This window comes from Paenibacillus sp. SAF-068, from assembly GCF_051967555.1.
Classification (GTDB): domain Bacteria; phylum Bacillota; class Bacilli; order Paenibacillales; family Paenibacillaceae; genus Paenibacillus.
On record NZ_JBQCJX010000001.1, the window covers coordinates 1006279 to 1031707 of the forward strand.

Consider the following 25429-nt stretch of genomic DNA (forward strand, 5'->3'; position numbering starts at 1 on the left):
ATGGAAATGATCCCAGTTACATTAAACCCAAACGATATGGGTTCAGGGTTCACGTTATCTAATGGTAACCTTACCATAGTCACCTCAACTGATTATCGTGCTATTCGTGCTACACACGGTAAGTCAAATGGTAAATGGTATTGGGAGGTTAAATATGATGCTGGAGTAAAAAATGTCCATATTGGGGTATCCAACAAATCATTCTCTTTAACAGGGAATATTGTTGCAGATAGCTCAATGTGGAGAACTTATTATGGTAACAGCGGGAATAAATATCCGGAAAATACAGCATTCAGTACAGTATGGGATGTCGGGACAGTTGTGGGTGTTGCACTTGATCTTGACAATGGAACATTAGAGTTTACTAAGAATGGTGTTAGTATGGGCATTAGTCACACTAATGTAAAGGAATTAGGAGAAGTTTTTCCTACACTAGGCTCATTTAGTTCAAGCAGTAAAACAGTCACAATTAATTTTGGTGTAAGACCCTTTGTACATAATGTTCCTTCTGGATTTAAAGCGTACAACTTAGTTTACTCTAATAAATTTTTAATTTCATCAGAGGACAAGCACTATAGCATTACCAATAAATACAAAGATAATGCTATCCCTGCAATGACATCTAACACTACTCCATCAGGTGTTGTTGATGCAAGTTCGACTTACACAACATTTTATCCTTGGAAAGCATTCGATAGAATTGTGGATCCAAATGGATGGGTTGCCGCTAGTGGAATTTTGGTGGGATGGTTAAGCTATGAGTTCCCGCAAGCCAAACTGATAACTGCTTATTCTGTTAAAGCTGGAACAACCCCAGTTAACAGACCTCCAAAAACGTGGACATTTGAGGGGTGGGATGGTACGAAATGGGTTACTCTTGATGCCAGAATAAATGAGCCAAACTTTACTGGAGAAGAGTTCCGTATGTATTATTTCAAAAATAAATTTGCTTTTAAAAAATATAGAATTAATGTTACTGCCAACCAAGGCGCTGGGGACTTCTTAGCGATTGGTGATTTTGGCATGTATGAATCCGACAGATACATAACTTCACTAGAAAGTTCGGAAGTAAGTATTCTGGAACATGGAATGAGCAATGGAATGATTATTGATCTAGAGGATGAATTCAGCGAAAGAAGGTCATTGGTTAAAGAAAGTGAAAATATCGGGTCAGGAAAAGTCTTTAAACAAAAAATCGATACTAACAAAGTGCCAATAAAGAGAGTATCAACTATTTAAATCAGTTAAATGAAATTGTTCTATTTATTTTAGAAAGGAGATGGAATTATGGCAAAAATTGTGAATATCGTACCACCAATGACATCTTATACTTCACCTTCAGGCGTAGTAAGCTATAATGGTCAAAACGGTGCATACTACGCTTATAAAGCATTTGATAGAAGTCAAAATACGTTCTACGGAACCTATCGTGTCACTAATACATGGGTTTCTTACAGATTTCCAAGCTCTGTAAAATTGGCAGGGTACTCCATGTATTGCTTGGAAAACAACTCACCGCCCCGATCTTGGGTTCTAGAAGCAAGTAATGATGCAGTTACATGGGATCTAATTGACACAAGAAATGATTATTTAGTCGCATCATGGACAAGCAATAGAAAAGTCACCTTTAATATCGCTCCTACTAAAGCCTATCTCAACTATAGAGTTCGGGTAACAAGAAATAACACTTCTGAGGTAATCAATATCCATGAGATTGAACTCATGAATTGGGTCTATGACCATAAGTATTTAGTCCAAGACAGCTCAACTTACAGGTACTACGCAAATGGACAATGGCAAGTAATTTCAGGTTTACCCACCGAGCAGGATTATTTAAACTTTGGAATGGACGACATCTCCATTATACCTGAATCAGCATGGACTCAACTTCAAGGTAAAGTGGAACTATGCTACTACACCGACGACCCAACCAAAACAGAAGTATCCTTCAACATTGAAACCGATCCCTTTACACTAGCGGAAGAATGGGAAGACAAAGAGATCAAAATCATTGAATATACCGATGACCCCAACCAAACCGAATCAACGATTACAATCGAAACCGAGCCTTTTACCCTCTACGATGAGTTGGGTGATCGTGTAGACGTTCTATACTACACAGATGATCCCTCTAAAACGTCAGCGGAACTGAATATCACGGCTAACTACTCCCCATTGGATGAACTTGAGGGAGATTTTGATGTAGTTACGTGGACGAATGATGAAGAGGTTATTGCCGGTAATCGGGGCATGATGCTGACGTATGACGCGTTACCGTTTGAACAGCTAATTGTGCAACCAACAGACATAGCACTCTATGGAGACGTGAAAAAGGTTATTGCTACGAAAGTAACGGAGAACAGCCCGGAAGGTATACTAAGAATGGCTGCTTCGTTCGACTCGGGGCTTACATGGAAGGCATACCGTTTCAACAAGTGGTTCAATATGGATATCCAGGATACTGCGTTGTTCAAAAGAAAAGGAATGAATCTGGACACGCTTAACGCGATCCCTGAAAATGATTTAATCGGTATAACACGAATCGCCTATTATTTCGATAACAGCAAGCATTATGAAAACAGCTATTCGCTTGACGAAGTGAAGATGGTCGTTGATGCACCGCGTAACGCAGTGGAGTTCAGAGATATGTCATTGCAACTGTTAAACACCACAGCCACAATCAACCTGACCTTCTCAGGTAACAAACTAACAGGGGTGCTGGCTGATGCAGATCAGGGCAAGGTTAAATATCGCGTCTTATTGAACGGGAAAACGTATTATCCGGCAGATGGCCAGTTTACACGGCTAGCAGCATCTCCATTTAATATTGAACTCAATATTGACGAGAGAAATGTACATTTTGGTGTAGAGAATACGCTGAAGGTTGAATTTCAGGATTATTGGGGTGCCGTAGACTCCTGGGAAACTAAGTTTATCGGATCGTATTCTGGATTAATGTTTATGGATGAGTCTGGAGACTTTCTGTCAGATACCTTTGGCGGAATTTTGAAACAACTTGATTATGGGGTGATCATTGCTGGACAGACGACACTAACGAAGAAAGTCAGAATCAAAAACTTGCTTGGATATGCTGTGGACCATGTATACCTGGAGATGGATAAGAAATTCGAAACGGACGGTGTTAACGTCCAATTATCCAGACAGGCCGACCCGTTTCTTCCGATCGATTATCTGACCTATGGTCTGATCCAACCAGAGGATAGCATCGATTTTTATATTCGCATCGCAACGGATATTCATGCCAAGCCGAACCCGAATGGTAATTTTGAAATGAAAGTCACAGCAGACCGTGTATAGCTCTCAATACAATGAGACAGGAAGTGAGTGGAATTAATAACGGGGAGACTCTATTAGATAGTGTTATACATATTAAAAGTCCGGAAAATCGTTTTGCGGCAAAGTATATCCTGTACAATCAAGTCGATGAAGAACTGTCTTCAACGCTAATGGCTGCTACAAGAAAATTGAGTGAGATCGTCTCCAGTGTCTCCGTACGTGTCAGACGGTCACAGGAATTGAGCAATTCGCTATATGTGATGTACAAGTCCCAAGGAGATCTGAGCGCAACCATTCAAGCAGCGTCCAAAGTTGATCTTGAAGGCATGTTATACGTACGGCCACATAACCGTGCACACGGCAAATATGAATTACTGGAAGCACCGCGTGTGACTGTTAACCTGAAGCCTGTTGCTGATGCGACCACACGAAGTCAAACTCACTTGCAGACGCTCAACTTTGGTGATACACAGCGTATGATGATTGGCAGAGACGAGATAGAGCAATTCGAATCGTTTGTACATTTCGGTGATTTGGATAACAGAATACCTGATCTGTTATATATGGAAGAAGTTAAATTGAGGTTATATTACACGGGGACTCTGGCACCTGAAGCACACATTGAGCTGCACCAGCCGGATACATTGTGGCGGGAGTACGGGATTACGCATGCAAACAGACCCCAGTCCATTCAGCTCTTATCGTCCAGCTATATCATTAATAATGCTGAACGTTATATTGAGTTTGATATGATGGCATTACTTCAAATGTGGAGAGAAGGCATTCTTTCGAATGTTGGAATGATTATTCAGTCTAGCGGTAACACGCCGATATATTTCAACACTCGGGAATCTTCCAAACCACCTGTTTTGCAGATCAAATATATCACTTCTCAGATCTATTCCATCGGTCGAACTGAAATCGGAAGTGACATTTTTATTTATGGTGCAGGTCGCAAGGATATAGCTTCAACGTTAGTTGTACACAGTGATATTGGGCTGGACTGGCTCAAATCTCAGTTGTACGTCCACCGATATGAGGATCACATGCATCATGATATACCTCAAGTCATTGCGGTCAGCCGTCCGGATCTCGATGCAGACCTGACTGTAGCTAAACGTATAGACGCGGATCTGGATTCGAACATTTCTATTGCTGAAAGTAGGACAGAAGAGAGGGAAACATGGGTTGTTGTTTCTAAACCCGAGCTTCATTCGCAGTTCATTACTGCTATACGAACAACTGAGGATTTAGACAGTAACCTTGCCGTTAGAGTAGGTCTGGACGACGAAAAAACTGTACAAATCGCAGTCTCTCATCCGGACTTACCTTCAGTTATTACGGTAGATAGACAAATGTCTCTGGTCAGTACGTTAACGATATCACAATTGTTCCATGATGGACGGGATACGAGTTTAATGGTATCCATACCTGATCTTCATGCTTCAGTAGAAGTCTCTAATTATACAAAAGCAACTTCAACGTTGGGGTCTTTGCTAAAGGTCATGTATGACGATGATTCGACTGTGCTTTCGGAGATTATGGTCAATAAGCCTGATCTGAATAGTGTTCTTCAAGTCAGAGCATTAGATCATGATGAGAGGGCAGCGAGTCTTGAAATTCCTTACCTGGAAGAACAGCCTGGGCAAGTATGTATCTCCAGACCTGATGTACACTCCAGTATTGAGATCAAGTATATGGATGTTCTGGATGGCCACATTAGTATCAAGGAAAGAGAATACTTGGATGGTTATCTTCAGGTGCGAGAGTGGAAGGATATGCAGTCTAAGGTAGATGTGAGACAGATTGTGGATATGGCTACTGAAATGATCATTTCCAAGCCTGATCTGGCAGCTTATGTCCTACCAAGAGTTATTGCGAATGAAGAGTTAGATTCGATCACAAGTATCCGTAAACGGGATGCCAGTGATTTAGTGACCACAGTGATTGTGAAGAGTCCAGGGAATCAAGCGTATTTTTACATTTTATAAAATGATCTAACTATCTAAGAGGGCATTGGCCCTCTTTTTTTTGCGTTTTAGGCTCTTGCTCAACTCTAAACACCTGTACTTTTTTGGGTAACAGTCGTCTTCTCGTTATGTTACAATGTGTTCATCACATTATAAGGAATGAAGACCATGCGTCAAGAGGACAGCGTATTTGAACAAATTATGAAGCAAAAGAGATTGAGACCGATCAAGTCTGAAACTAATAATCTTCAAGTTGTACCAATACATAAAAAGAAACTAGCTCAGAAGCCATTAAGTGAATCGGATGTCCAGTCCAAAAAGTCGGCAGCTGCATCAATAGACCGCAGTGTACTTCATAGACGTGTACTGGGAATTAGAAGAGATTTAACAGAGTTAAGGCGATTAAAGAATGATGAGCATACGTTCTAAGGAAGGCCAACGTGACCAATTAAAATTAAATTCGTCTTCTAAACTCGAGAAGCTGATTGAATGTTATCAAAAATGGTTGACTCCGAGATAAACTTTAGACACTCAAAAATATTAATGATAAGTATAAGAGCTGCCTCATTTCCGAGGTAGCTTTTTATATTCCAACTAAGCATATATCTATTATCTAAGTCTGCGAGAAGAATTACCAACAATGTATTCGAATGATAAGTACCTACATTTTCTCAAACACGGCAGGTGTCCACACGACAATCCAGAATGAGGCATACAATTATCGTGACCTGTGGAAGAGGAGGTGGATCGGGAAATTATGGTGACGATGGAGCCCATTGTAGTTGGAGAGCATGTATTGGTTGGGGTAGAAGTCAAGCTGCCCAAAACAACGTTGTTGACCATTAACACATCCAAAGGATATATCATGTGCGGGGCACTCGATGTGGGATTACTTAATGAGAAGCTCGGGGATCGCAAAATTATTGCGGCTCGGGCGGTTGGTGTGCGTACACTGGAGCAATTGCTGCATGCACCTATGGAGTCGGTGACAACTGAAGCCGAAGCCATGGGCATTACGGTTGGCATGACGGGTGTAGAGGCTTTGCTGAAAATGATCTAATCACTAACAAAAGGGCTCCCCGTACGGGAAGCCCTTCTTTAGCATCTTAATTCAGAGTCTGGAGCACGTTGTAGCTACCAAAGCTATACAGGAACTCTCTTCTCGAACAATCCTATTAAGTTAAGCTTCTTCCTTCGCGAACAAGGCAGCCAGATTTTCCTGGAAAGGTGCGCGAACAACGCCTTTTTCCGTGATAATGGCTGTTACATATTCGTTAGGTGTTACATCGAACGCAGGATTGAATACTTTAACACCTTGCGGTGCGGTACGTTTACCAAATCCTTCGGTCACTTCCTCCGCAGAACGTTCCTCAATTGGAATCAGGTCACCGGATGGCGTGGACAAGTCTATCGTGGACAATGGGCTCGCTACATAGAACGGAATATTGTGAGCCTTGGCAAGCACAGCTACACTGTAGGTTCCGATTTTGTTAGCTACGTCACCGTTCGCTGCTACACGGTCTGTTCCGACGATAACGGCTTGAATCCAGCCTTTGGACATAACCATGCCTGCCATGTTATCACAGAGCAACGTAACGTCGATTCCTGCTTGCTGTAACTCAAATGCAGTCAGACGTGCACCCTGAAGCACAGGACGAGTCTCGTCTGCAAATACTTTCAAGTTAATCCCACGTTCCTGCGCAAGATACATTGGAGCGGTTGCCGTACCATATTTCGCTGTAGCCAGTCCACCTGCATTACAGTGAGTGAGTACCCCCATTCCATCTTCGAACAAAGGCAGTGCATTCTCGCCGATCATGCGGCATACTTCTTCGTCTTCCTTCTGAATCAACAAAGCTTCTACTTCAAGAGCATCATTGCCCTCCTCCAGGCTCAAGCCGGATTCAACGGCCACATTTGCTCTTTGCATCATGCGGTCCAGTGCCCAGAACAGGTTTACTGCTGTTGGACGGGAAGTCGCCAGATGGGCACATATGGATTTTACGTGATCCAGCCAGCCTTGGATGGTCGTTCCGTCATATGACTTGGCACCCAGAACGACACCAAATGCAGCAGCAATACCGATCGCTGGAGCACCGCGTACTTTCATGGAATGAATGGATTCCCATACTTCCTCGGGTGTGTATAATTTCAGCATGAGGATGGTTTCGGGCAACAGACGCTGGTCAAGCATTTCAAGTTTGTCCTTTTTCCAGATGAGAGAGGACAGAGGCTGATATTCAGGGGTTGTCATGGGTGGTTCCTCCGTTCCTTTAGTTAAGCCTTAGTCGTTGAGACAGCTGTAGATACAATATCCAGTACTTCACCGATGGTATTCAAGCGACGATTATTTTTGATTAACGCTTTACCAATGGACAATGATTTACGCTGAGCACGTTCACGTTCAAACGCATTAGGAATGGTATCTATATCCGCCACGTGAGCGAGTCCCACGATACGACGGACCATTTTGGCGCCTGCGAAGCCGATCGAATCTCTGAACAATTGCTGCACATACAGCTCCTGGTACCCAGGCGTTTTTGCCATCGGATCCACTAGGTCATTGTCCCAAAGGGCACGGAAACGGGATTCGAATTCTGTCCATACATCATGAACCATATTCAGTAAAAGCGTTTCACGCTCACGCAAAGCAGTCTCATCCTGAATCCATCCTGGCAGGGAGGCGTAGTTCAAGAGCAGGTTCGCAAGGACTGCACCAACATCGAATCCCATGGGTCCGTAAAAAGCAAATTCCGGATCAATGACTTTGGTGGATTCGGGTGTAACAAAAATACTGCCTGTATGCAGATCTCCATGAAGCAGTGCCTGCCCATGTGTCAGGAATTTTTCCCGCAGCAAGACTACTTCAAGGTGAAGCTCCCCATCCGTGCGAAGGGCTTCAGCTTCATCTTCGATGGAAGCATCATAATTATTTTTTTCAGCGATTCGGTAGGGTTCATCAAAGATCAGATCTTCCGTTATTTTGCATTGGTCCGGATTAATGAATCTGCCCTGTTGCTCCTTCTTCAGCTGTTGATCCATGCCCAAGTCGGATGTGAAGAACAGCGTTCTTGCCATGAATTCCCCAATATGCTGTGCAAAATGAGGATAGGTAACACCTTCGATCAGGCCTTTGCGCATGATCACGTGATCACTCAGATCTTCCATAACCGTTAGCGCGAGGTCATCATCGTAATGATACACTTCAGGTACCATCCCTGGACACAGACGATACTCTTCCTGAAGGATTTCACGTTCAATGCGGGCACGTACGAGAGAAAGTGGCCATGATTCGCCAACTACTTTCGCATAAGGAAGCGCCTGTTTGATAATGATACTTTTATCGGAGTTCTGATCCGTGATGTGGAATACCAAATTCAGATTGCCGTCGCCGATCTCGTGACAATCCAGATTCGCATCTGCCGCAAACGGACCCGGTAATGTTTTGGCCAGTTCAATTGCATCCTGGGGTGTTAAAGGGCGATATTGGGACAAAGGTGCCACCTCCATATATATGAAGAAACAGGAAAACCCACTTCTTTGCTTGGTATATGTCAGTATATCGGAAAAAGCGCGGTTTTTGAACTTTTTTTTTGAGACAAGCCCGGTTGATTCTGATTCGAACTTCCTGTTCAAGGGTAAAAACAAATAGGCCGGACAGTTGATAGAAACGCTGTTCATGAGCCTCTCCGCTACCAAGCGGTGACACATTGTTAACTCTCTGTTATGTACTGCAGGACAACCTGCTTATCACGGCATGACAGACTAATTTTAAATAAAAGGATGGGATTAATATGGCTACAAAAAACAAAACAGATCAAGCGAAATCAGTGGAACAAGTACTTAATCGTCAGGTGGCTAACCTGAACGTATTGTATGTCAAAATCCATAACTATCACTGGTACGTTAAAGGACCTAACTTCTTCACATTGCATGTGAAATTCGAAGAGTTCTACAACGAAGTTACTGTGCAAATGGATGAAATCGCGGAGCGTATTCTTACGCTCAAAGGTAGCCCGGCGGCTACAATGAAAGAGTATCTGGAACTTTCCTCTATCCAGGAGGCAGCAGGTGGCGAAGATGCGAAGACAATGGTGCAAAACCTGATCGAGGACTTCGCTACACTTTCAAATGAATATCAGGAAGGTATCGAAGTTGCTGATGCAGCCGAAGATCAACCGACTTCCGATATGCTGACTGGTTTCAAGGCTGACCTTGAGAAACACATGTGGATGCTTCGTTCTTTCCTGGGTTAATACGCCCAGGTTTCAATCTAATCTAAGTATGTTTCTTGCGTAAGCTTTCTGATCCCCGTTCATGTTGTCAGAAACGCCCTGAGCGTCTATACTGCTGACAAGAACGATAGGGGAGGGAACCGATTATGTTAGAACCAACGATACCGGCTTTAAAAGAATGGGCTTCTGCAATCAAGGCATTGGAAACGGGTCGCCAAATTATGGTGATGCGCAAAGGTGGGATCGTAGAAGAAACCCGACATTTTGAGCTGAAAAGTCCAGCGTTTTACCTGTATCCGACTTATGAACATCAGCGTAAAGAACTGATTAAGTCCTCGGATCAATCCTATGTTGAAGAATCACTGGCCGAATGGGTGCCGGAAGCTTCGACAATCCGTATTACTGCTTATGCCGAAGTAACGCAGGATCTGGAGATACGAGATCAGGAGATGCTGGATCGACTTCTTGACTTTCATATGTGGACTGCGGATTTTGCCGAAGACCGTTTGAAATGGAAACGGAAAGATCCGCTCCATGTATTGATTTTACGGGTGTACCGTTTGAAGGAACCGATGGAAATCCCCGTACTGCCTGAATATAATGGTTGTCGTTCATGGATTTCTATTCCGAATGGTCCGGTGCCGCGCGAAATGACGCCGGTGGTGGACGTTGCGGATTTTGACAAACAGGTACAGAAGATTAACGAGATGCTCAAATTGTAATATATTAATGAAGGGGCTTGTCCATATTATGGATAAGTCCTTTTTTTAGATTAGTATAGCTATTACGATAAAAGCTTGATTTTCCGTGATTTTTCTCACTGTCCGTCTTGGCGGGAGATGTTTTCTCATTTGATTCAATCTGGTATTTATTATAGAATCAGAAAGAATAATGTTTCCTGCAAGGAATGCACACTCTAAGGAAATAGCTTGATTATCATTGAGAATCAGTTTAGAATTATTCTAAAGTGTTCTTGTTTTAAAGGAACCGAGTGCAAGTGAAATTCAGGGGAAGCCCTGTTCAGATATAATAGGCGCTTTTTCGTTTTCGACAGCAAACATCAATTTAATCAATGGAGGGAAACAATACACATGGCTACGAATTTCGTCATTGAAGGTCTGAAAGCGACGATCGAAGGTAAGGAAATCCTGAAAGGTATCAACCTGGAAATGAAGGGTGGAGAAATCCACGCAATCATGGGTCCAAACGGAACAGGTAAATCAACTCTGGCTTCTGCATTGATGGGCCATCCAAAATATGAAGTAACTGACGGTACAATTACACTTGATGGTGAAGATGTATTGGATATGGCTGTAGATGAGCGTGCACGTGCAGGTCTCTTCCTGGCTATGCAGTATCCAAGTGAAATCGCGGGTGTTACAAACTCCGACTTCCTGCGTAGTGCAATTAACGCACGTCGCGGCGAAGGTAACGAGATTTCACTGATCAAGTTCATCCGTCAAATGGAAGGTAAAATGAAAGAACTCGACATGAACCCTGAGTTCGCTCACCGTTACCTGAATGAAGGTTTCTCCGGTGGTGAGAAAAAACGTAACGAGATTCTGCAAATGATGCTGCTTGATCCGAAAATCGTAGTACTTGATGAAATTGACTCCGGTCTGGACATCGATGCTCTGAAAATCGTGGCAAACGGTGTAAATGCAATGAAGAGCGAAGATCGTGGTTTCTTGATCATCACTCACTATCAACGCCTGCTTAACTACATCACTCCTGACTACGTACACGTTATGATGCAAGGTCGTATCGTGAAATCCGGCGGACCTGAACTGGCACACCGTCTGGAAGCTGAAGGATATGACTGGGTTAAGGAAGAGCTGGGAATTACAGACGAAACTGTAGGTCAAGAAGCGTAAAGACAAAACGGAGGAGGATTAATCAATGACTACACAAACAATTCTTCCGGTTGAATCTGAAGCGCTTCGCGCCTTGTCGGAAAGCAACAATGAACCCGGCTGGTTGACCGAACAGCGGCTCGAGGCTTTGAAGCTTGCGAGTGGGCTTGCGCTTCCTAAACTGGAAAAACAAAAAATTGAACGCTGGAATGTCAGCGAGTACGGAACATATAAAGCAAGTGAAGCTATTTCTTCTTTGACAGAAGTACCTGCTTCTATTAAAGAATTGGTTCAGGACCAAGCTGAAGGCAGTCTGGTTATCCAGCGAAATTCCGGTGCAGTATACTCCAAAGTGTCTGCTGATTTGGCGGCAAAAGGAGTTATCTTCACGGATCTGGCGACAGCGGTTCGCGAACACAGTGATTTGGTAAAACCATATCTGAACACAGCAGTGAAAGCCGATGAGCATTCACTGGCAGCATTACATGCGGCACTTTGGAATGGCGGGGTCTTCCTGTATGTTCCTAAAAACGTCGAAATCGAAGTGCCACTGCAAGCCGTGTTGCTGACGGATGATGCATCCGCAACGTTTGCACCTCACGTGCTTGTCGTTGCAGAGGCAAACAGCTCTGTAACTTATGTGGATAACTATGTATCTGGCGAACTGTCCGCACCTGTTTTCCATAATGGTGTTGTGGAAGTATTCGCAAAATCCGGTGCTAAAGTACGTTTCGCTTCGGTTCATCAATTGAGTGTGAATGTGACTGATGTTTCATTCCGTCGTGCAGTTCTGGAGAATGATGCTTCGATCGAGTGGATCGTTGGTGAGATGAACAATGGCGACACAGCGAGTAACACGATGACCGTGCTTAAAGGCAATGGTTCAAGTTCTGACTCCAAAGTCATCGCTGTAGGTTCCGGTTCCCAGAAAATCAACTACACCACAGAAGCACGTCACTTTGGTAAGAATACGCCAAGTCAGATGATTACACGTGCAGTTATGCGTGAAGAAGCTTCTGCAATTATCAACGGGATTACGAAGATTGAGAAAGGCGCTACCAAAGCTGATGGACAGCAGACAGAGAAAGTATTGATGCTGAGCCCTAAAGCACGTGGAGATGCCAACCCAATCCTTCTTATTGACGAGGATGATGTAACAGCAGGTCACGCGGCTTCTGTTGGTCAAGTCAATGCCGAGCAGATTCATTACTTGATGTCGCGCGGAATTAACCGTACGGATGCCGAACGCCTGATTATCTATGGCTTCCTGGCTCCGGTGGTGGCGGATATTCCTCTGGAAGCACTGCGCACCCAATTGCAGTCCCTGATTGAGAAGAAGCTGGGACAATGAACCCGTCCATTCGCGAGCAGTTCCCGATCCTCCACCAGGAAATTAACGGACACCCGCTCGTATATTTAGATAGTGCTGCAACTTCGCAGAAGCCTCGTGCTGTGATTGAAGCAGTGAAACATTATTATGAGTATGAGAACTCCAACGTACATCGCGGTGTTCATACCCTTGGAAGCCGTGCAACCGATGCTTACGAAGGCGCACGTGAGAAGGTAGCCAAGTTTATCAATGCGCGTCGTACAGAGGAAATTATCTTTACTCGCGGAACAACGACAGCCCTGAATCTGGTGGCTTCGTCATACGCCCGCGCCAATTGCAAAGAAGGCGATGAAATTGTTATTACGCAAATGGAGCATCATAGTAATCTGATTCCTTGGCAGCAGGTTGCCAAGGAGACAGGTGCAACATTGAAATACATCCCGCTTCAGCCTGACGGTCATATTGAATTGGCTGATGTCGAGAAGACGATTACGAACAATACTAAAATTGTAGCAATCGCATATGTATCCAATGTTATGGGGCTGATCCATCCCGTGAAACAAATTGCTGAAATTGCACACCGCAATGGTGCTGTCATCGTTGTTGACGGCGCACAAAGCACACCTCATATGAAGGTGGATGTGCAGGATCTGGACTGTGATTTCTATGCATTATCCGGTCATAAAATGTGCGGACCAACCGGAATCGGTGCACTCTACGGCAAAAAGGCGCTGCTGGAGTCCATGGAACCCATTGAGTTCGGCGGTGAAATGATTGATGATGTGGGTCTGTATGAATCCAACTGGAAAGAGCTTCCCTGGAAGTTCGAAGGCGGAACCCCGATTATCGCAGGTGCGGTAGGGTTGGGAGCTGCCATTGATTTTCTGGAGCAGATTGGTATGGATGAGATTGCACATCATGAGAGTGTACTGGCAGCTTATGCAACGGAGCGTCTGTCCGAGATCGAAGGCTTAACCATCTATGGCCCTGCGAAGCGGCATGTGGGTGTGGTTACCTTTAATCTGGGCGATGTTCATCCGCATGATGTCGCAACCGTGCTGGATGCGAGTGGCGTAGCCATTCGTGCCGGACACCATTGCTGCCAACCTCTAATGCGCTGGCTTGAAGTTAGCTCAACAGCTCGTGCCAGCTTCTATCTATACAATAACGAACAAGATGTAGATCGGCTTGTCAGCGCCTTAATCCAGACAAAGGAGTATTTTGGCGATGCAACTTGATGATCTGTACAGACGTGTTATAATGGACCACTACAAAAACCCGCGTAACCGCGGAACGTTTGATAATGACGCTGTCACGGTAAATTTGAACAATCCAACGTGCGGCGACCGGATTTCACTGCAAATTTTGTTGAAAGACGGAATCGTTCAGGAAGCCAAATATACGGGTGAAGGTTGCTCCATCAGCATGTCCTCTGCATCAATGATGACGGAGGCCGTCAAAGGCAAAACGATGGAACAGGCACTCGATATCGCTAACCGTTTTTCCTCACTGATGAAAGGTGAAGAAGTCGATTTCGACGATTATGAAGATCTCGAAGCCCTATCCGGTGTGAACAAGTTCCCTGCACGCATCAAATGTGCCACTCTGGCCTGGAATGCATTACGCAAAGGGATTGACGAAGAGAACAAAGTACAATAACGATAGGGAGGTAGAGCAAGATGGCTAAAAAAGCACCAGAAATGGAAGAGTACAAATATGGTTTTCGCGACGAGCACAAATCCATCTTTCAAACCGGTAAAGGTCTGACTGCAGAAGTAGTTACCGAGATTTCCCGGATTAAGAACGAACCGGAATGGATGTTGGAATTCCGTTTGAAATCCTTGAAACAATTTGAAAAGATGCCAATGCCGAAATGGGGCGGAGATCTCGACGGATTGGATTTCAACGATATTCAGTATTATGTTCGTGCTTCTGAAAAGCAAGGGAAAACATGGGAAGAGGTTCCTTCTGAAATCAAGGAAACCTTTGACAAATTGGGTATTCCTGAAGCAGAGCAAAAGTTCCTTGCAGGGGTATCGGCTCAGTATGAGTCCGAGGTTGTATACCACAACATGCAAAAGGAATTGGAAGACCAAGGTGTAATCTTCATGGATACGGATACGGCTCTCAGAGAGCATCCGGAAATCCTGCGTGAATATTTTGCAACGGTTATTCCGCCAGCAGATAACAAATTTGCTGCATTGAATAGTGCGGTTTGGTCCGGAGGAAGCTTCATTTACGTTCCTAAGGGCGTTAAATGTGAAGTGCCTTTGCAAGCCTACTTCCGGATTAACTCCGAGAATATGGGACAATTCGAGCGTACACTTATCATTGCGGACGAAGACAGCTTCGTACACTATGTTGAGGGCTGTACAGCTCCGATCTACAGCACGAACTCACTGCACAGTGCGGTTGTTGAGATCGTTTGTAAGAAAAATGCCCGTGTTCGTTACACAACGATTCAAAACTGGGCACCGAACATCTACAACCTCGTTACGAAACGTGCGGTTGCAGAAGAAAATGCAACAATGGAATGGGTCGATGGCAACATCGGTTCCAAACTGACAATGAAATATCCAGCGGTTGTACTGAAAGGCCGTGGAGCTAAAGGTTCCGTACTTTCCATCGCTGTTGCTGGTAAAAACCAGCACCAAGATGCAGGTGCGAAAATGATCCACTTGGCTCCGGATACAACATCTACAATCGTATCCAAGTCCATCAGTAAACATGGTGGTAAAGTAACGTACCGTGGTTTGGCTTCCTTTGGACGTCAAGCGGAGGGCGCGAAATCCAATATCAAGTGTGATACACTCATTCTGGATAATGAGTCCACATCGGATACAATTCCTTACAATGAAATCATGAATGATAACATCATGCTGGAGCATGAAGCTACGGTATCCAAAGTTTCCGAGGATCAACTCTTCTATCTGATGAGCCGTGGTCTGACGGATGCCGAAGCTACACAGATGATCATCATGGGCTTCATTGAGCCATTCACGAAGGAATTGCCAATGGAATACGCCGTTGAGATGAATAGATTGATCAAATTCGAAATGGAAGGGTCTATTGGTTAATCCTTTTAATAAAGGATTATTCAGCAGATCGGGACGTTCACGTCCTGAATCCGACCTAACTTAAATCATGTAATACTGAAAAAGATCGAGGTGAATTCCTCGGTCTTTTTCTTTTATATTGTTCTGTTCATTTATTGTACATATGAATAATCAGATTCTAGTACAGGACGAAATTAAGGGAAAAGATTTTGACCAAAAAAGCATGCTGTTATGCTTAATCCTAGTCTGAGCAATATTTTGTGGAATAAAATAAGACCAATAACACAAGCCAATTCATAGATTCAAGCATCTAATGATAGAAAAGGATGTGAGTGTATGAGCGTGAACCCTTTCGAGGGATATCGGATTACAAGTTCATTCGGCTATCGCATTCATCCCATTCATGGTGGACAGACATTTCATCGCGGAATCGATCTCGTGACAGAGCCCTGGAATGGCCCCGTCTATGCCTTTATGGAAGGCAGGGTACGTTTTGCTTCTGAAGGAGTTACAGGCTCCGGATTCGGCGGTTACGGGCTTACCGTTGCACTTCAAGATCATCGCGGCTATTTGCATTGTTACGCTCACCTTTCGCGTATTGCCGTAACCGTTGGGCAGCAGGTGAAGCGAGGTCAGCTTATTGGTAATCAGGGAAGCACGGGTCAGAGTACTGGACCGCATGTACATTATGAGATTCGTAAAACAAGTGCACCGTCATACGGGTATACAGCCAGTGAAGACGGTGTGACGGAACCGGGTGCATACCTGGAAGCCGAATACGGAACTGCATCTCAGGAACAGGAGGTTCTGCCGATGACTACTGAGCAGAAAAAAATGTTTGAAGCCATGCAGAAAACGTTGGAGTTTCAAGGGGGATGGATTCAGCAGCAGCAGCAACTTGCCAATATGGATTGTCCCACATGGGCGCAGCAAGCATTTGATTATTATCGACCTTTTATTATGAATGACAAAGGCAGTTATGATTTTTGGCGATCACTCGTCATTATGTATCGCAAGGAAAAAGGCATCCAGGTGCATTCGGATTCCGACATATAAATTTCCGCAAAGCACGGGGAGTAGCAACAGGTTGATCCACTCAGGTAGATGCAGGCAGACAACCAATTATCGAATGTTGCCACATCGCCCGGTTCACTAGATCGGTGAACGTCATATGTTAGGGTATACCTGATGAAGAGGAGGCAATCACATGAGCGAAGTAGGATATGGCTGTGGGGGCAATGTAGGCGGAGTAGGCGGCGTTGGTGGATACAATATGTTCACGAACACGGGTGCAATCTTGGTACTGTTCATTCTGTTGGTTATCATCACAAAAGCATTCTGTGTATAATCCAACATAATTGAATCGAAATAAACAAAAGGGAAGCCGATTATGGCTCCCCTTTTGTCATATTCAACATATTAAGTTTGCTATGCTATTTAAGCTACTTTTTGGTTCTTCGTAAGCATGCTGTGTACAATGAACAGTTACTGTACATAGATCTCAACGATAGCAATATCTCTTTCTTTCGCTAAATCGATAAAGGCTGTAGAGGTCTGAACAAGTGGCCGGAAATAATCCGCAGGATTATTCATGACAATCAGTCCCGTCTGACCTGTGGTAAGCAGAACCCTTTTACCAATAAAATTAGGCAGCATGTGCTTGATCAGTTCCTGCGTTGCTTCACCATTTAACTGACCGAAGCTGAGGCTGTACAGTTCACACAGAACAGAGATCAGTTCCTGTTTGGTCTGATATACCCGATTGGTCGTCATTGCGCTGTAAACGTCCGCTACAGCCGTTATACGGGCATAGGGATGGATCTCGTCTCTTCGAAGCCCATGAGGATAGCCACTCCCATCCTCGCGCTCATGGTGCTGAAGTGCAACCAGTGCGAGAATTTCATCTTGCGTGGATTCTTTGATGATATCGTAACCATAGAATGTGTGTTTCTTCATTTCGTCAAATTCTTCCGTGGTCAATTTACCCGGTTTATGTAACATTTCAGAAGGAATCTTGGACTTGCCGATATCGTGAAGATATCCAGCTTTGGCGACCGTTAGACATTCCTCGGGGTTATAACCCATCCAGCCCGCGATGTAAAAAGCGAGCATCCCCACTTGCAATGAATGATTATAGGTATAATCGCTATCCCCGTCCAGCATAAGCAATAAGGAGACTACATCTTTCTGTTTTTCCAGCTGGCCCGTCAGGGTAATCAAAATCTCATCGACTTGTGTCTCATCAATAAAACCCTTCTCCATCGCTTGTTGAAATAGAGATTCAGTACCTTTGATCGTATCGTTAAACAAGTTAGTTAACAGAGTGGTTTGATCGGAAGGTAAGGTTTGTGCATCAGAGTGTAGGTCGGATGTTGTATGTTCTACATCTGCGTAATCAATTCCATGTTGCAGCAGCTTGGACAGGTCATCTTCACTGAGGGTGGAACCTTTCATCAGGATGTGGAGACCCGAACTGTTGTATACATCATTTTTTAACAGGTCGCCAGGTTTGAGATCAGTAACATGCACTCTCACGTATAAACCACCTTTTCCTCGACTAATATCGACATATATCATTATAATAACAAGAAAAAAATGGGTTGACAACGACTTATTTACTAATAAGTCACTCTGTCGAAGAAGGTGTAAAGGCTCATTGTTAGTTCTCCATAGGGTTCCATGGTCCTAATTGATGACCCTTCCATTCAGACCCATCTTCCCAGATTTCCTTTTTCCAAATCGGAACGGTCTGTTTGAGTCTCTCTATGGCATGGCGGCTTGCATCATAGCAGTCGTTGCGATGAGGCGAGGAAACGGCAATGACCACACTAATCTCGGCCACATCCACTTTGCCGATTCGGTGACTGATTGCACATAACACACCAGGCCAGCGATCGGAGATTTCCACACCAATGGCCGCCATCTGAGAAAGAGCCATCGGCACATACGCCTCATATTCAAGATGGACGGTACGCTGTTCACCAGTCATTTCACGAGTCGTACCTACAAAAGTAAGAGCTGCCCCGTGATTCGGGGTAATCACTAGCGCTGTTGTTGCTTCCACAGACAAGGTGGATTCTGTAATCAGAAATAAGCCATCTTCAGTCCGATGCTCAAGGGAGGCAGAGTGATGCTCCTCATCGGATATATCCGTACCATCGCCTCCGGAGACGGGAGGAATCAACGCAAGTTCATCTTCCGAGCTAAGTATAGTATCGGCAGGAGCATACTGTTGATTAACGGCCAAAAAAGATGTTTTGATCTGAGAAGCTGCCTCCGGGTAGGCCAGACTCAGTTTTTCTTTTAAATCGGCAGCGGTTGGAATGTCTCCAATGTAATCAAACTCCAGAAGGGAAGTATTTAAACGTTCTGCAATGCCTGCAAATAGTTGAATTGTCAATTTCATGGATATGACTCACCTCTTTTTGATCTCTAAACCCTTTAAATATATCATAACGACGCGGAAAATGTTATGCTTATCCATTAGAAGAATGAACGTTTATTGAAGAGCAGGGGAGGCGGTGTGATGAGCACCAGAGAGAAGCAAAAGTTAACGATTCTTCACACCAATGACATTCATAGCCACTTCGGCTCCATGAGCACCATCGCCGCTATGATCAATGAGGAACGTGGACAAGGTGGCAACTTCCTTGTATTGGATATCGGCGATCATATGGACCGGATGGCCGTTGAAACAGAGGGAACACTGGGTACGGCTAATGTTGATGTTATTAACCTGACAGGCTACGATGCCATTACCATTGGTAATAACGAAGGACTGACATTTACGCCAGATCAGCTCTCGCAAACCTATGCTGGACTTATGTGTTCTGTGGTATGCGGTAATGTTGTAGAGCAAGATACGGGTCTACCGCCAGTGTGGATGAAACCTTCTCTGATTGTGGAGAAAGGTCCATTTCGCGTTGGTCTTCTGGGGGCAACGGCCCCTTTTACAACGTTTTACGAACTGCTTGGGTGGGATGTTCTGGACCCTGTGGATTCACTTAGAGCTCAGGTGGAAGCATTGCGTGATGAAGTGGATGTGGTGGTTATTCTTTCACACCTGGGACTCTCAACAGATCGGAGACTGGCGGAGCAAATTACTGGAATTGATGTTATTCTCGGTGGACATACCCATCATGTTCTCGAAGAACCATTAGTCATTGGTCAGACCGTGCTGGGTGCAGCTGGGAAATTTGGCCAATGGCTTGGTAAAGTGGTTCTGGAACGAACAAGCGTGGGAGAACCTCTCCAGCTGGTAAGTAGCGGTTGCGTGACTGCCAAGAGTATATTATTGGACGATCAGGTCGCTCTGGCAATCGCTACGAATCGTACGGAAGCCGAAAGGACACTCAATCAGACGGCAGTGATTACAGACCGGGTGCTGCCCATTGCGTATGACCGGGAATCCCCGTTTGCAACATTGCTTGCACAAGCTGTTCGTCATTTCACGGGGGCACAGCTGTCTCTGGTGAATGCAGGTCAGCTTCTCGGAGATCTTCCACAAGGCAATATTACAAAAGGAATGTTGCATTCCCTATGTCCATCTCCTATAAATGCTTGTACAATATGCTTGAGTGGAACTCATATTCGTGAGGCACTGGAGCAGTCCTTGTTGGACGATTTTTCAGGCAAGCCCATTGTGGGATTTGGTTTTCGGGGACAAATTCTAGGTACGTTATGCATGGATGGAATGGAAGTCCAATACAATCCACATGCGCCTGCCTATGAGAAGATCCAGACCATTTACATCGATGGTGAGCCTATGGATGAACAGGGGGAGTATATTGTTGGAACACTGGATATGTTTACGTTCAATGTAGGATATCCTCCTCTGGGTCATGGAACCCGTACGCTTTATCATCTTCCGGAATTCATACGTGATTTGCTGGAAACGGAAATAAAACGACCAGGGGCTCTGGACGACAGCCTGCGAGCCCGATGGCGTCAAAGCTAAAATAAGTACTTGCCTTCTGCTGAAGCGGCGGCTAGTGGTAATTACATCTACGGAGCGGGAGAGGATAGGCTGTGCGTTTAGTACATATAAACTTATTGCAGCCTGGCATGAAGCTGGGGAAACGAATTTATAGTGAAGAAGGCCTGGTATTACTTAGTGAGGATGTAGAGCTAACCAGTCGATTAATTGGGCGGCTCAAAGATCTCGGGGTTGGTTACGTGTATATCAAAGATGCTGCGACAGAGGATATCATCGTTCCTGATATGTTGCAGGAAGAGACCAAGAGGAAGGCATTGGTAGAGATCAAACAGCAATTTCAGAGTATGTCAGGACTGAAAACCAAAAATCAGATTCCTCATTTCGGCAAAGCGCTCAGTGGTGTGATGAATGCCATTCTGGAAGACATCGGCAGTCAGAAGGAAGCCATGATTATGCTGATGGACATGAATTCGAGTGACTTTGACCTGTATAACCATTCTCTGAATGTATGTGTGTACACGTTGGTTCTTGGTGTCGCTTCGGGTTACACACGCCAGCAATTAATGGAGATTGGTCTGGGCGCTTTGTTGCATGATATCGGCAAGACACAGATTGCACCAGAGATCCTGAACAAACCCTCCAGATTGAGTGACGAGGAATTTAAAATCATTCAGCAGCACACTACATATGGACACCGCATTCTCAAAGATGAACCAGGCATACCGCTTCTATCTGCGCATTGTGCATTGCAGCACCATGAACGAATTGATGGTAGCGGGTATCCCTTTGGGTTGAAAGACAAGGAGATTCATGAATATGCGAAATGGATTGCACTTGCTGATTCCTATGATGCCATGACGACGAATCGGGTGTACAAGCAAGCCTTATTGCCGCATCAGGCTGTCGAGGTACTGTACACTGGTTCAGGGACCTTGTACGAACAACGGATGCTGGAGAAGTTCAGGGATTGTGTAGCGATATACCCAGTAGGTCTTTCAGTCAAGCTGAGTACAGGAGAGGTTGGGGTAGTTGCATCCATTCATTCACGTGTTCCCCAACGTCCGCTTATCCGTGTTCTTAAAGATGCGGACGGCCAGACATTATCTTCGCCTTATGAAATTAACCTGCTGACAGCTCTGTCTGTTATGATCACAGGTGTAGAAGGTGTGGCGGATACACCATTAGCAGCCCGAGGTTTGCAGGTGGAAAGCTGAATAACTTGAAAAATGATTAGCGCTCATGTCGTAATATCAGGGCCGTTTCGTAATTCGGTCCAGAGTTGCCTGAGCGTTTTTTGTCATGTAATGGACAGGGTCTGCGTATGCCGGAGCATTCAAAATTGTGCTATGATAAAAGATAACTCCAAAAAGAGAAACACAAGGTATGATGTAAATAAAACTTTTTAGGTTAATAAAAGGAATAAGGTGAAGAACAATGACCATGCTAAACTCAGGATCGGTACAACCGATGCCTTTATCGCCGACCAATGATCCGTGGGATCCAATCGGCTCTCTGCGTACATATGGACGCCATGTGCTGACCAGTGTAGAAATGACCGTGACACATCTGTGCAACATGAGGTGTGAGCATTGTGCCGTGGGAGATATGCTTACGATGCGTGAAGCGCCAGCTCTTCCGCTGCCTCTGATGCTAAAACGATTGGACGAAGTGGAGCATCTGCAGACAATTAGTCTGACGGGTGGCGAGCCAAGCTTTAGCCAGAAAACAGTGGATGAGATGATTATTCCATTGCTCAAATATGCCAAGGAACGTGGAATACGTTCCCAGATCAATTCAAATTTAACACTGGATATCAGCCGGTATGAGCAACTTTTACCTTATCTGGACGTTATGCATATCTCATTTAACTATCTGAATGCTGACGATTTCCATCAAGTTGGATTTGCGAATAGTGGCAGACCTGTGAAACGTGAAGTAGCAGTGAAGATGTATGAGAAAATGATTGAGAATTCCCGCAAACTGAGTGAACAAGGCATGTTTATCTCTGCGGAGTCCATGATTAACTTCCGTACGCACGACAAGCTGGATGGCATTCACCAACTGATTCGTGAGATGGGCTGTGTTCGTCATGAAGTACATCCGATGTATAATTCAAACTTTGCTTCGTCGTTGCCCGTCTTATCACTGGACCATATGAGAGCAGCGATTCATCGTTTGCTTGATGTGCGTGACAAGGAGATGTGGATGCTTTTCGGAACATTGCCATTCTTCGCTTGCAGTGCAGCAGAGCAGGATCGGGAACTGATTAACAGGCTGTACAGCGAGCCAAATGTGACGGTGCGTAATGATCCGGATGGACGCAACCGCGTGAACGTCAACATGTTTACGGGCAATGTGTATGTAACGGATTTTGCGGATATCCCGGCATTTGGTAATATTCGGGATCGTAAGCTGGATGATGTGTTCCATGAATGGTCAGCGGAACATCCGCTCAATCAGACGGTTAACTGCCATTGCGATATAGCTTCCTGTTGCGGGCCTAACCTGTTGGTGGCAGATATGTATTACAAAGGTGTGGATTTCAAATCCAGAAAGGCAATCACACGTTGATATTCCAGGTGTATTCCTGAAATAGATAGAAAAGGGGAGTTTCAACTTGGATATTCATACCGAATTTCATCTTGGACAGCTGGTATTTAATCTGGTCTGTGTCTTTTTGCTCGTATTTTTGAATGGCGTATTTGTTGCAGCAGAATTTTCCCTTGTGAAAGTAAGGCAGACACGCTTAACTCAACTGCAGAGTGAAGGAAATCGTATGGCTGGTTACGCACTGAAGGTGAATAGTAAACTGGATTCCTATCTATCGGCAACGCAGTTTGGGATTACATTGACATCGCTTGGACTCGGGTGGCTGGGAGAGCCGGCCATCTCTGAATTGCTCGTTGAGCCACTGATGTTTAAGCTTGGTGTAGGAGATACTGGACTTATATCGACGGTATCTGTCATTATCGGTTTCTGTATTATTACGTTTCTGCATATCGTGCTGGGTGAGCTTGCGCCTAAATCGTTGGCAATTCAAAAAACAGACGGAGTGGCTTTGTTCTTATCTGCGCCCTTGCTGTTGTTCTACAAAATCTTCTTCCCATTCATCTGGGTATTAAATGTCTCGGCCAATGCATTGCTGCGTCTGGCGGGTATCGAACCTGCCAGTGAAGGAGAGGCTCACTCGGAAGATGAGCTTCGTATTCTGATGAAGCAGAGTGCCAAGAGTGGTGTCATCGATAAGGATGAGATCAAACTGATGGATAACATCTTCGATTTCTCCGATATGCTGGCGCGTGAAGTCATGCTGCCTCGTACCGATATGGATTGTTTGTATACCCACATGTCTTTGGAGGAAAATCTGGAGATTATTAATGCAACCAAACATTCCCGGTATCCCGTAGCAGTAGAAGACAAGGATGAGATTATTGGGTTTATCCATATCACAGACCTGCTGTTGGCTGACCCGGAGCAGCAACAAGATCTGGCTTCGCTTGTCCGTCCCATCTTAAACGTTCCTGAATCGATGGAGATCAGCCATGTGTTGCGGATGATGCAGAAGAAACATTCTCAGATGACCCTGGTTGTGGATGAATATGGGGGCACAGCGGGACTTTTAACTGCCGAAGAGATTTTGGAAGAGATTGTTGGAGACTTGTATGACGAGTTTGAGGATGAGCGTCCGCATATGGAACGTACCGGCGATTCATTTTCCATTGATGGTCGATCTCTTATTGAAGAAGTTCATAAGTGGACTGGAGCCATCATTGAGGATGAGGAAGTAGATACGATTGGTGGATGGTTGTTCAAAGAGCTTGGCGGCAGTCCGGCGAAGGGCAAAACGCAGGAGTTAAATGGGTACGTTTTTGAAGTGGAGGAAGCTACTCGTTTGCGTATTACCCGGGTTCGAGTGTACAAGCAATCTGTCCCTCAAGACATGAATTCGGAAGAAACAACGAGAGAATAGATTTGTTGTAGTCAGATGATGAGTGTGACGAACAAGAGGTCAACATATTTCTCCATTTTACGAAAAACAGACTTTTGGAACTGCCGTAGAGGTGCTTCCAAAGGTCTTTTTTTGGTTCAAGAGAAGAAGGCCTGGGAATTACTTTATGAATTTGTGCCGAATAGGGATTAACCTGTAGAGCTGAAACATATACATAGGGAGACGGGAAGCAGTGGTTTGAGATGTACGGGGATGCACGTAAACATTGTCGAAGGAGGCGTTTCGAGTGAAGGATCCACAGCTTCGGGCCTATGCTCCTTTTGTGGGGCCGTTTGATCCTTGTAAACCGATGGAAATACGTACGTATCTTGTTCCGCCGCAGTTGTTTATACCTTTCCAGCCCATGGGTTGGCCGCAATACAGTCCGGCAGAAGCGCTAAGACTGGGAACATTATGGCCTGCATTATACAGCCCTTATACATCCAAGAAGTCAAAGGAGAGGAAGGTGGAGGCGGATGGAACCTGAAGCACCGAAAGCCTGTGATGCAAAATACTACGAGTTGCTGGAAGAACTTCAGGCGCTGGACTTCGTATTAGTGGAGCTAAATCTGTACCTGGATACCCATCCAGGTGACTTTCAAAGCATTGAACAGTACAACAAGTTCAGCCAAGAGCGAATGCGAGTGGCCCATGAGTTTCAACAGTTGTATGGACCGTTAATGAATTTTGGTCATGCCTTCTCGAAGTATCCTTGGGAGTGGTCCCAGACACCTTGGCCATGGCAAGTATAAAAATTAAAGGGG

At 44.8% G+C, this 25429-nt stretch carries 23 protein-coding genes; 19 read left to right on the plus strand and 4 right to left on the minus strand.

All coding sequences use genetic code 11. From position 1 onward, the window contains the following. The 4 genes from ACTHPG_RS04500 to ACTHPG_RS04515 all read left to right on the plus strand — a co-directional run bounded on the left by ACTHPG_RS04500 (position 1) and on the right by ACTHPG_RS04515 (position 6327). Positions 1-1239, plus strand: a complete 1239-nt coding sequence (locus ACTHPG_RS04500; protein WP_440387943.1) for an SPRY domain-containing protein — start codon at positions 1-3, stop codon at positions 1237-1239. A gap of 483 nt (positions 1240-1722) precedes the next feature. Further along, on the plus strand, positions 1723-3318 hold the full coding sequence (locus tag ACTHPG_RS04505) for a hypothetical protein (protein WP_440387944.1): 1596 nt from the start codon (positions 1723-1725) through the stop codon (positions 3316-3318). A 23-nt stretch (positions 3319-3341) separates the two neighbouring features. Next, positions 3342-5288, plus strand: coding sequence for a CBM96 family carbohydrate-binding protein (locus ACTHPG_RS04510; protein WP_440387945.1), 1947 nt, complete (start codon positions 3342-3344; stop codon positions 5286-5288). Between the two features lie 736 nt (positions 5289-6024). After that, entirely contained in the window at positions 6025-6327 is a 303-nt protein-coding gene (locus tag ACTHPG_RS04515) for a YunC family protein (protein ID WP_017689545.1), read from the plus strand. Between the two features lie 120 nt (positions 6328-6447). On the opposite strand, the gene mtnA is transcribed toward ACTHPG_RS04515, so the two are convergent. Together mtnA and mtnK are read right to left on the minus strand one after the other, a co-directional pair. Continuing rightward, a complete protein-coding gene (mtnA, locus tag ACTHPG_RS04520; protein WP_440387946.1) occupies positions 6448-7521 on the minus strand; it encodes an S-methyl-5-thioribose-1-phosphate isomerase in 1074 nt (357 codons plus the stop codon). 23 nt (positions 7522-7544) lie between these two features. Continuing rightward, positions 7545-8762 (minus strand): S-methyl-5-thioribose kinase, encoded by a 1218-nt coding sequence (gene mtnK, locus ACTHPG_RS04525; protein WP_440387947.1) that lies wholly within the window; start codon positions 8760-8762, stop codon positions 7545-7547. A gap of 299 nt (positions 8763-9061) precedes the next feature. Here mtnK and ACTHPG_RS04530 point away from each other — a divergent pair, with 299 nt between their 5' ends. From ACTHPG_RS04530 to ACTHPG_RS04570, 9 genes are all read left to right on the plus strand, one after another. Further along, positions 9062-9523 (plus strand): Dps family protein, encoded by a 462-nt coding sequence (locus ACTHPG_RS04530; RefSeq protein ID WP_017689542.1) that lies wholly within the window; start codon positions 9062-9064, stop codon positions 9521-9523. Positions 9524-9648: 125 nt separating this feature from the next. Beyond that, positions 9649-10224, plus strand: a complete 576-nt coding sequence (locus ACTHPG_RS04535) for a DUF1802 family protein (protein WP_440387948.1) — start codon at positions 9649-9651, stop codon at positions 10222-10224. A 369-nt stretch (positions 10225-10593) separates the two neighbouring features. Beyond that, complete coding sequence (gene sufC / locus ACTHPG_RS04540) at positions 10594-11376, plus strand: Fe-S cluster assembly ATPase SufC (RefSeq protein ID WP_062833524.1); 783 nt, start codon at positions 10594-10596, stop codon at positions 11374-11376. Positions 11377-11401: 25 nt separating this feature from the next. Beyond that, on the plus strand, positions 11402-12706 hold the full coding sequence (gene sufD / locus ACTHPG_RS04545) for a Fe-S cluster assembly protein SufD (protein WP_440387949.1): 1305 nt from the start codon (positions 11402-11404) through the stop codon (positions 12704-12706). Further along, entirely contained in the window at positions 12703-13923 is a 1221-nt protein-coding gene (locus tag ACTHPG_RS04550) for a cysteine desulfurase (protein ID WP_440387950.1), read from the plus strand. Before sufD ends, ACTHPG_RS04550 begins: the two co-directional genes overlap by 4 nt. Then, positions 13913-14344, plus strand: a complete 432-nt coding sequence (sufU, locus tag ACTHPG_RS04555; protein ID WP_017689537.1) for a Fe-S cluster assembly sulfur transfer protein SufU — start codon at positions 13913-13915, stop codon at positions 14342-14344. Before ACTHPG_RS04550 ends, sufU begins: the two co-directional genes overlap by 11 nt. A gap of 20 nt (positions 14345-14364) precedes the next feature. After that, a complete protein-coding gene (gene sufB / locus ACTHPG_RS04560) occupies positions 14365-15762 on the plus strand; it encodes a Fe-S cluster assembly protein SufB (RefSeq protein WP_440387951.1) in 1398 nt (465 codons plus the stop codon). A gap of 315 nt (positions 15763-16077) precedes the next feature. Beyond that, positions 16078-16797 carry a M23 family metallopeptidase gene (locus ACTHPG_RS04565; protein WP_440387952.1) on the plus strand — a complete coding sequence of 240 codons (720 nt, stop codon included), beginning with the start codon at positions 16078-16080 and terminating at the stop codon, positions 16795-16797. A gap of 151 nt (positions 16798-16948) precedes the next feature. Then, positions 16949-17089, plus strand: coding sequence for a hypothetical protein (locus tag ACTHPG_RS04570; RefSeq protein ID WP_017689533.1), 141 nt, complete (start codon positions 16949-16951; stop codon positions 17087-17089). Positions 17090-17226: 137 nt separating this feature from the next. Here the strand turns inward: ACTHPG_RS04570 and ACTHPG_RS04575 are convergent, their stop codons facing one another. Both ACTHPG_RS04575 and ACTHPG_RS04580 read right to left on the minus strand, forming a co-directional pair. Beyond that, positions 17227-18276, minus strand: a complete 1050-nt coding sequence (locus tag ACTHPG_RS04575) for an HD-GYP domain-containing protein (RefSeq protein ID WP_440387953.1) — start codon at positions 18274-18276, stop codon at positions 17227-17229. Positions 18277-18400: 124 nt separating this feature from the next. Next, the gene (locus ACTHPG_RS04580) at positions 18401-19147 is read right to left on the minus strand and encodes a molybdenum cofactor biosynthesis protein (protein WP_440387954.1); all 747 of its coding nucleotides are present in this window, start codon (positions 19145-19147) and stop codon (positions 18401-18403) included. 120 nt (positions 19148-19267) lie between these two features. Between ACTHPG_RS04580 and ACTHPG_RS04585 the strand changes: the two genes are divergently transcribed. The 6 genes from ACTHPG_RS04585 to ACTHPG_RS04610 all read left to right on the plus strand — a co-directional run bounded on the left by ACTHPG_RS04585 (position 19268) and on the right by ACTHPG_RS04610 (position 25417). After that, positions 19268-20698 carry a bifunctional metallophosphatase/5'-nucleotidase gene (locus ACTHPG_RS04585; protein ID WP_440387955.1) on the plus strand — a complete coding sequence of 477 codons (1431 nt, stop codon included), beginning with the start codon at positions 19268-19270 and terminating at the stop codon, positions 20696-20698. A 71-nt stretch (positions 20699-20769) separates the two neighbouring features. Further along, positions 20770-21891: an HD-GYP domain-containing protein gene (locus ACTHPG_RS04590; protein WP_440387956.1), complete on the plus strand. Its 1122-nt coding sequence runs from the start codon at positions 20770-20772 to the stop codon at positions 21889-21891. 220 nt (positions 21892-22111) lie between these two features. Further along, positions 22112-23248 carry a radical SAM/CxCxxxxC motif protein YfkAB gene (gene yfkAB / locus ACTHPG_RS04595; protein WP_440387957.1) on the plus strand — a complete coding sequence of 379 codons (1137 nt, stop codon included), beginning with the start codon at positions 22112-22114 and terminating at the stop codon, positions 23246-23248. A gap of 46 nt (positions 23249-23294) precedes the next feature. Then, a complete protein-coding gene (locus tag ACTHPG_RS04600; protein ID WP_440387958.1) occupies positions 23295-24647 on the plus strand; it encodes a hemolysin family protein in 1353 nt (450 codons plus the stop codon). Between the two features lie 265 nt (positions 24648-24912). Next, positions 24913-25152, plus strand: a complete 240-nt coding sequence (locus ACTHPG_RS04605; RefSeq protein ID WP_179088483.1) for a spore coat associated protein CotJA — start codon at positions 24913-24915, stop codon at positions 25150-25152. Then, complete coding sequence (locus tag ACTHPG_RS04610; protein WP_076209123.1) at positions 25142-25417, plus strand: spore coat protein CotJB; 276 nt, start codon at positions 25142-25144, stop codon at positions 25415-25417. Before ACTHPG_RS04605 ends, ACTHPG_RS04610 begins: the two co-directional genes overlap by 11 nt. The last annotated feature ends 12 nt before the right edge of the window (positions 25418-25429 follow it).